This is a genomic window from Streptomyces capoamus (assembly GCF_014654935.1).
Lineage (GTDB): Bacteria > Actinomycetota > Actinomycetes > Streptomycetales > Streptomycetaceae > Streptomyces > Streptomyces capoamus.
In genome coordinates, this window is record NZ_BNBF01000005.1 from 12448 (window position 1) to 20210 (window position 7763).

5 protein-coding genes and 2 pseudogenes are annotated in these 7763 nt (G+C 75.0%); 2 read left to right on the plus strand and 5 right to left on the minus strand.

The genetic code is table 11. The features are described 5' to 3' along the window. The 4 genes and pseudogenes from IE312_RS09880 to IE312_RS09895 form a co-directional block, all read right to left on the minus strand. A pseudogene (locus tag IE312_RS09880) lies at positions 1-796 on the minus strand (class I SAM-dependent methyltransferase); the annotation flags it as partial. Beyond that, positions 793-1971 (minus strand): glycosyltransferase family 4 protein, encoded by a 1179-nt coding sequence (locus tag IE312_RS09885; protein ID WP_189980383.1) that lies wholly within the window; start codon positions 1969-1971, stop codon positions 793-795. The gene IE312_RS09885 and the pseudogene IE312_RS09880, both read right to left, overlap by 4 nt. Next, positions 1968-2366 (minus strand): 6-pyruvoyl trahydropterin synthase family protein, encoded by a 399-nt coding sequence (locus IE312_RS09890; RefSeq protein WP_189980385.1) that lies wholly within the window; start codon positions 2364-2366, stop codon positions 1968-1970. Before IE312_RS09890 ends, IE312_RS09885 begins: the two co-directional genes overlap by 4 nt. Before the next feature lie 110 nt (positions 2367-2476). Further along, positions 2477-3466, minus strand: coding sequence for a zinc-dependent alcohol dehydrogenase (locus IE312_RS09895; RefSeq protein WP_189980387.1), 990 nt, complete (start codon positions 3464-3466; stop codon positions 2477-2479). A 107-nt stretch (positions 3467-3573) separates the two neighbouring features. Here IE312_RS09895 and IE312_RS09900 point away from each other — a divergent pair, with 107 nt between their 5' ends. Continuing rightward, a complete protein-coding gene (locus tag IE312_RS09900) occupies positions 3574-4347 on the plus strand; it encodes a CDP-alcohol phosphatidyltransferase family protein (protein WP_189980390.1) in 774 nt (257 codons plus the stop codon). Positions 4348-4913: 566 nt separating this feature from the next. Here IE312_RS09900 and IE312_RS09905 read toward each other — a convergent pair. Beyond that, positions 4914-5618, minus strand: a complete 705-nt coding sequence (locus IE312_RS09905; RefSeq protein WP_189980824.1) for a YcnI family protein — start codon at positions 5616-5618, stop codon at positions 4914-4916. 926 nt (positions 5619-6544) lie between these two features. Between IE312_RS09905 and IE312_RS39425 the strand changes: the two are divergent. Beyond that, positions 6545-7763 (plus strand): annotated as a pseudogene (locus tag IE312_RS39425) (ABC transporter substrate-binding protein); the annotation flags it as partial.

Consider the following 7763-nt stretch of genomic DNA (forward strand, 5'->3'; position numbering starts at 1 on the left):
GACCGAGCAGCCCGTCGCGCCGCTGGTGGGCGTTGAACGCCTCGGCGATCTCGGCGTCGAGCGGGTCGGCGGGGGTGAGGTCGACGCGCCCGGCGACGGAGAGGGTGAGCAGGGCCGGGCAGCCGGCGCCCGAACAGGCGTCCGCCAGTGTCTCGACGTCCTCCCGGGTGAGGACGTCCAGCAGCGCGGACGCGGTCACCAGCGAGGCCCCGGCCAGCACGTCCGGGGTGAGCCGGGCGACGTCGCCGCGCCGGGTCTCCACCGTGACGCGGCTGCCGTCGGCGGCGGAGCGCGGGGAGGCGACCGCGGCGAAGTGCAGCAGGTAGGGGTCGCGGTCGTGCAGGATCCAGTGCTGGGCGCCGTCCAGGCGGGGGGCCAGCCAGCGGCCCATGGAGCCGGTGCCGCACCCCAGGTCGTGCACGACCAGCCCGCCGGCCCGGCCCGGCAGGTTGGCCAGCCGGATGCGCAACGGGTCGAGCAGTTCCGGCGCGCGGGCCGCCGCGTCGGCGCTCTCGCGCAGCTGGAGCCACTCGGGCGCGTACCGCGGCGGCTCCTGCGCGTCCTCGTCCCGCAGCCGTACGGTGGCCCGCTCGCCGGGGCGGCCCACGGGCCCGGCACCGGGGATGACGGAGGCGGTGCCCGCGCCGGGCTCCCCGCCGTCCGCCGCCGGGTCGTGCCCGCCCGCCTTCGAGGTCTCCGGCACGGACTCCCCCTCCCCCGGCCCGGGCTGAGCCGGGACCAAGCCCTGCGCGCCGGACACGACCGGCACCGTTTCCTCTTCGGGCACCGTGCTCATGCCACCCTCCTCGGGGGTTCGGGGAGCCGCCCGAGGACTCCTGCCAGGCTGCGGGCGGTGGTCGCCCAGCCGTCGAGCGCGGCGCGCCGCGCGCGGGCCGCGGCCTTCAGGCGGCGGCGTACGTCGGGTTCGCCGAACCAGCCGCGCAGTTCGGCGGCGAGCGCGGCCGGGTCCTCCGGCGGGACGAGGATGCCGGGCACCCCGCCGTCCGGTGCACGCCCGACCGCCTCGGGCAGGCCGCCGACGTCGGTGGCGAGGACCGGGATGCCCCGGGCGAGGGCCTCGGTGACCGCCATGCCGTAGGTCTCGGCGTAGGAGGCGAGGACCATCAGGTCGGCCGCGGCGTACGAGGCGTCGAGGTCGGCGCCGGAACGCGGGCCGGTCAGGTGCAGGCGGTCGGCGAGGCCGTGCCGGGCGATCAGTTCCCGCAGGTGGTCGACGTACGCGGGGTCCTGCCCGAGGCCGCCGACGCACTCGCAGGTCCACGGCAGCTCCCGGACCGCCGCGAGCGCCTCGACCAGCCGGTGCTGGCCCTTGCGCGGGGTCACGGCGGCCACGCACAGCAGCCGCGAGACGCCGTCGGTGCCGGGCGCGAGGGGCGCGATGTCGGCGCCCGGCGCGGCCGTGTGCACCCGGTCGGGGGCGAGCCCGTGGTGGGCGACGAGCCGGCGGACCGCCCACTCGCTGGTCGCGATCACCGCGCCCGCCGCCCGCAGCACCGCCCGTTCACGGGCGTCCAGGTCGGCGGCGACGGCCGGGTCCAGCCCGGTCTCGTCGCCGAGCGGCAGGTGCACGAGGACGGCGAGCCGCAGCCGTGCGGCCTCGGGGACGACGATCTCCGGGACGCCGCAGGCGACGAGGCCGTCCAGGAGCACGACCGTGTCGTCCGGCAGGTCCCGCAGGGTGCGGGCCAGCCGCTCGCGGGCGGCACCGTCCGGGCGCGGCCAGCCGCCGGGCACGGCGTGCCGGACGGCCTGCCAGCCGAAGCCGGGCAGGTCCAGACAGACCCGGCGGTCGTAGGCGTTGCCGCCGCTGGGCGCGGCCGGGTCGTCGACGCCGCCCGGCATCACGAAGTGCACGGTGCGCAGGGACATGGGGATGATTCCGGCGTTCTCGGCGGCGGGCTGCGCGGGCACGTAGGCCAGACGGGCCCGCTGCACGGTCAGGTCGGTCACAGGTCACGCTCGTAACTCGCCCAGGCGATGTGCGACTCGTGCAGGGTGACGGTGATCCCCGCCAGGCCCTTGGCGCCCTCGCCGAGGGCACCCTTCGCGATCCGCTCGGCCAGCCGGTCGGCGATGACCTTCGCGAGGAACTCGGTGGACGTGTTGACGCCCTTGAGATCCGGTTCCTCGTCGAGGTTGCGGTAGTTCAGTTCGGCGGTGACGGCGGCCAGTTCCCGGGTGGCCAGGCCGATGTCGACCACGATGTTGTCCTCGTCCAGTTCCCGGCGGCGGAACGTGGCGTCCACGAGGAACGTGGCGCCGTGCAGTCGCTGCGCGGGCCCGAAGACCTCGCCGCGGAAGCTGTGGGCGATCATGATGTGATCGCGGACGGTGATGCTGAACAACGGACGACCCTCCAGGTGCGGCGCGTCTGGTCCTCCGGCCTTGCCCGCCGGTGGATGCCGTGTAGTACGGCTCTTCGCTTCCCCGTGTTCAGCCGTTCCTCACTCTTTTCTCAGGTCAGACCGGTGTCCGGGTACCGCACCCGGTGGCACAGGGCGGGGATCTCACCGGACGCCAGTCGCGGCATGACGGAGGGGAGTTCCTCGAAAGCGCTCTCCCCGGTGATGAGCGCGTCCAGCGCCGGGTCGGCGAGCAGGTCCAGCGCGAGCGCCATCCGGTCGGCGTAGGTACGGCCGGCCCGGGCGGCCGGGGAGACGGTGCCGACCTGACTGCTGCGCACGGTGAGCCGGCGGGAGTGGAAGGCCTCGCCCAGCGGCAGGGCCACGCTCCGGTCGCCGTACCAGCTCAGCTCGACGACGGTGCCCTCCGGGGCGAGGAGTTGCAGCGCGCGGGTGAGGCCGGCCTCGGTGGCACTGGCGTGCACGACGAGGTCGCAGTCGCCGAGGGCGTCGCTGGGCGCGGCGAAGTCCACGCCGAGCGCCTCCGCGGTCCTGGCGCGGGCCGGGTCGGCGTCGACCAGCTGGAGGCGGACGCCGGGGAAGCGGGCGAGCAGCGCGGTCACCGCGCAGCCGATCATGCCGCCGCCGACCACCGCGATCCGGTCGCCGATCAGCGGGCGCGCGTCCCACAGGGCGTTCACGGCGGTCTCCACGGTGCCGGCGAGCACGGCCCGGGCGGCGGGCACCCGCTCGGGCACCACGGTGACGGCGCTCACCGGAACGACGTAACGGCTCTGGTGCGGATACAGGCAGAAGACCGTACGGCCGGTCAGCTCGGCCGGGCCCTGCTCGACCACGCCGACGCTGAGGTAGCCGTACTTCACCGGGCCCGGGAAGTCGCCCTCCTGGAACGGCGCCCGCATCACGGCGTGTTGGCTGTGCGGCACCCCGCCACGGAAGACGAGCGTCTCGGTGCCCCGGCTCACCCCGGAGTACAGCGCACGCACCAGCACCTCGTCGGCGGCGGGCTCCGCGAGGGGCACGTCACGCAGCTCCCCGTGGCCGGGCGAGCGGAGCCAGAACGCGCGGGCCGACCTGTTCATCGGCATCCTCCTGAACGATCGGGAAGTTGTTCACGTACCGAGTTGTGCACAGGCCGCGCACAGTACGCGGCCTTGATCGACTCTGTCACTCGGCCGGAGGATGTGCGGTGGCCCTGAACAACACGTACGACGCGAGGCTCCAGCAGGAGACCGCTGTGGGAGCGGGTGTGCAGATCCTGCTGCTGGCCCTGCTCGGCTCGGCGATCGGCATGGGGCCGGTCGGCTGGCTGACGGGACTCGTGTTCGCGTTCGCCACCTGGGCGGTCCTCTCCCGGGCCGTGCACCGCTCCCGGCTGCGTTCCTTCGGCCCCGCGAACCGGGTCACGCTCGGCCGGTCCATCCTGGTCGGCGGGGTGACCGCGCTGGTCGCCGACTCCTTCGAGAGCGCGCCGCCGGTGACGCTGCTGGTCGCGCTGACCGCGGTGGCGCTGCTGCTGGACGGCGTGGACGGCAAGGTCGCCCGCCGCACCGGCACCTCCTCCGCGCTCGGCGCGCGCTTCGACATGGAGGTCGACGCATTCCTGATCCTGGTGCTGAGCGTGTACGTGGCGACGCAGCTCGGACCGTGGGTGCTGCTGATCGGCGGCATGCGGTACGCGTTCGTCGCCGCGGCCCGGTTCGCGCCGTGGCTGACCGCACCGCTGCCGCCGTCGTTCGCCCGCAAGACCGTCGCCGCGGTGCAGGGTGTGTGCCTGCTCGTGGCGGGCGCGCGGCTGCTGCCCGCCCCGGTGAACCTGACGGTCGTCCTGCTGGCGCTCGGCTCGCTGGTGTGGTCCTTCGGCCGGGACGTCGCCTGGCTGTGGCGGACCGCGCGGACGCCGGCGAGGGTACCGGCCGAACAGCCGCAGCAACTGCTGGAACTGGAGCTGGCGGCGCGCTGAACACCGGCGAGGAAGAGACAAGGGCCCGGACCGGCCACCGGTCCGGGCCCTTGCGCATGCGCTCGGGGGGCGGGGGGGGACGGCCCGGTGGGTGGGGCCGGCGGGGTCGCGGGTCGCGGGCTCGCGCACCACGAGCCCGCGGGCCGGGCGCGACGGCCGTGTGGGTGGGGCTGTTACGGGGTGCGTGGGTTGTGGGTTGTGGGTTACGGGCGCATGGGTCGCGCGGCACGAGCCCGTGGATCGCCGACACGGCCGCGTGGCGCTGGTACGAGCGCGTGGGTCGCACACCACGAGCCTGCGGATCGCGCGCCCCGGCCCCGTGGGTGGTGCCGTGGAGGTCGCGCGGGTCGTGTCGCTACGGCCGCGTGGGCCGCGCCGCCACTGACCGCGGGTTATACGCCGTTACGGCCCCGCGGGCCTGGCCGCTTCGGCAACGCGCAGCCCGCGCCCCCCACGGCCCCGCGGGTCGTATCACTACAGCCCCGCGGGTCGAATCACTACGGTTTCGCGGGTCGTATCACTACAGCCCCACGGGTCGAATCACTACGGCCCCGCGGGTCCTGTCGCTACGGCCGCGCCGCCCGGCTGCGGAGCGCGACGGCGGCCGCGCCCAGCCCGAGCACACCGGCGACCAGCCCGGCGACGCCGAGTCCGCGGGCGGTGGAGTCGCTGGTGTCCGCCGCGCCGGTGGTGGCGCGGGCCGGCGTGGTGGTGGGGGCCGTCGTCGCGGCGGCCGTCAGCTTCAGCGTCGGCGCCGGGTTCTCCGGTTCCTCACCGCCGGCCTCCGGCTGTTCGATCCAGCGGGCGACCTTGCCGTCGGAATAGGTCTGCAGCGTCTTGAACACCAACTGACCGCCGTCGTCGGGGAGCTGACCGAAGGCCACGGTGAAGTCCTCGTACTGCCCGGCGCCGATACGGCCTCCGGTGAAGGTGATCTCGGAGGCCGCCTCGGTGATCGTGCCGTCGTCGGTCTTCACCGGTGCCTTCAGCTTGCTGGTGGTGACCTTGGCCGTCCAGCCGTCCTGCGGGTGGACCAGGACGCCGAGCACGGGGTGGTCGGTGGGCAGCAACACCTGGACCTTGGTGGTGGCGGCCGCGTCCTCCTCGTTCGGAACGCGGAAGGTCAGGACGCCGTCGGTGGCACCCTTGGGGTAGCTCTCGGGGTGGACGGTGACGTGCGCCGAGGCGGCCGTGGCGGCGAGCAGGACGGCGGCGGCGGCGAGCGCGGTGCCGGCGCCGGCGCGGCGCAGGGCGGTACGTGTCGTGGACATGAGCGAGTGGATCTCCGTACGGGTGACGTGTGCCGGTGGTCGGTTGCGGTACGGGACGGGGGGCGGGGGTCCGCGCCGCCGCACCGCGTGCCGCAGCGGGGCCCCGCGGGGCGGCCCGGTCGCCGCCGGCACGAGCGGCGCGGGCCGCCCGGCGGACAGGGGCGGCGGGACCCGCCGATACCAGGCGGGCAGGACCGGCACGAGCGTGGCGGCCCGGCGCAGCATCGACCACACCGCGGCCTCACCCCGCCGCAGCCACCAGGAGACGGCCAGAGCGGCGCACAGGTGGGCACCCGTGGCGTGAGCGGCGAGCAGGTGAGGGCTGCTGGCGTGAACGGCGAGCGCGTGGACGCCCGTGGCGTGCGCGCCGAGCAGGTCAGGCCCCGTCGCATGGGCGGCGAGGTGCGGGGGCAACCCGTGGACGGCACGCGGTCGCGCGTGAGGACGCGCCGCACGGTCCACGGCACGCGCCGCCCCGTCGAACCCCAGGTGCAGGGCCGCCTGCGTGCACAGCACGACCGCGCCGATGCCGGGCAGCGACCGCTCGCGCCCGCCGAGGGCGCACCCGAGCGCGAACACGCCGCCGAACCCGGCCGCGTCGGCCCACAACGGCGGCATGTCCCCTGTCGCGGCCCCGTGCCCGGCGGCGGCGAGCAGCACGCACACGGCCGCGAACACCCCGGCCCGCACACCTCGCACCACCCCGGACACACCCATGGCGAGCGATCCTCCCACGGCCGCGTGGTGCGCACCGGAGGGCACCGGTCGGGACGGCACGCCCGTCCGCGTTCCGTTCAGGGGCGATTGTCAGTCACAGACGATATTCTCAAAGTGCTTGTGACACATGTGTCTTCAGACCACGGGGGGTGTCCATGCACGGTCGTGACCACGCATTGCCTCAGGACTGCCCGGGCGATCACCCGGGCATGTCGACCGAGGCCGGGATCGACGTCCAGCGGCAGCTGGAGTCACTGATCCAGGACTTCAGGACGAGCGATTCCCCGATACCGGTCATCGTGCTGCACGCCGAGAACCCCGCCGATGACGACCGCGTCACCGAACTCGTCGACGAGCTGTGCGAAGGCCAGCAGCGCCACGGGACGCGCCTGGCCGTGGCCCCGACCGAGCCGCAGCCGGGGGACGTCGACCCCCTGGCGAGGGCCACACGGCTGCTGTGGGACCTCGGCGACTCCCGGAAGTGGGGCGGCCGGTCCGGCGCCTACCGGCCCTACGCCTTCCCGCGCCTCAACCTCGTCCGCGCCCTCCAGGAGGCCACCGACGACCCGGAGATGCGTGAGCACTGGCCGACCGTTCCCGTCGGCACACCGGACGGCAACGCCCAGCGGGAGCAGGCCCAGGCGCACCTGCTGCGCATCCTGGCCCGGCAGCGGTGGCGGCCCCGCAGACCCGCGCGCCGGCCCCGGCAGCTGCTCCTCAACGACGTGCAGGAGTTCCTGCCCATGGGCGTCCTGGGCGCGTTCACCGCGCTGCTCACCCGCCCCGAGTGGTACGTCGCCGTGCTGGCCGGCATCGGACTGATGATCCTTCTCGCCGGCCTCAACCACGTCCCCGGGCGCGCTCCGCTCTTCCTGTGGCTGCGCAGGGAGAGCCGGTGGTTCCTGACCACGACGTTCCTGCAGTCCGCCGCCCGCCGCCGGCCGACCAGCGTGCGGCTGCTGCGGCCCGTCCGTTCCTGGCGGGCCATAGCGGCGCGCACCTACGACGTGGCCGAGGCGATGCGGGAGGGCGGGCCGTTCCCGCTCCAGCTGTACGTGCTGGCGCTGTTCGAGGACCTGCGGGACAACCACCGGCGCGCCAGCTGGGACCTGCGCGGGTTCAAGCGGACGCGTCCGCCGGTGCTGTTCCTGCGCCGGATCAGCCGGGAGAACGGCGGCGTCGAACTGGTCAGGGCGGTCAGCGACGTCCGCAGCCGGCGCAGTGAGCTCGACCCGCTGCTCATCGTGGCGGGGGTGGCGGCCGGTGACACCGCGCTGCTGGACCGCGGCACGGCCGCGGGGCCGCCCGCCGGCCGGCCGGTGCCGCCGCCCTGGGGCCTCCAGCAGCGGTTGCGCCACTGGTACGACGAGTGGGCCGGGAACCTGCGGGCCGACCAGTCGCCGAGCCGGACGAACGCCCTGCCCTGGG

Excerpts from the sequence above, each read along its gene's own strand:
- IE312_RS09895 (WP_189980387.1), bottom strand. The coding sequence starts at position 3,466 with ATGAACAGGTCGGCCCGCGCGTTCTGGCTCCGCTCGCCCGGCCACGGG.
- IE312_RS09905 (WP_189980824.1), bottom strand. The coding sequence starts at position 5,618 with ATGTCCACGACACGTACCGCCCTGCGCCGCGCCGGCGCCGGCACCGCG.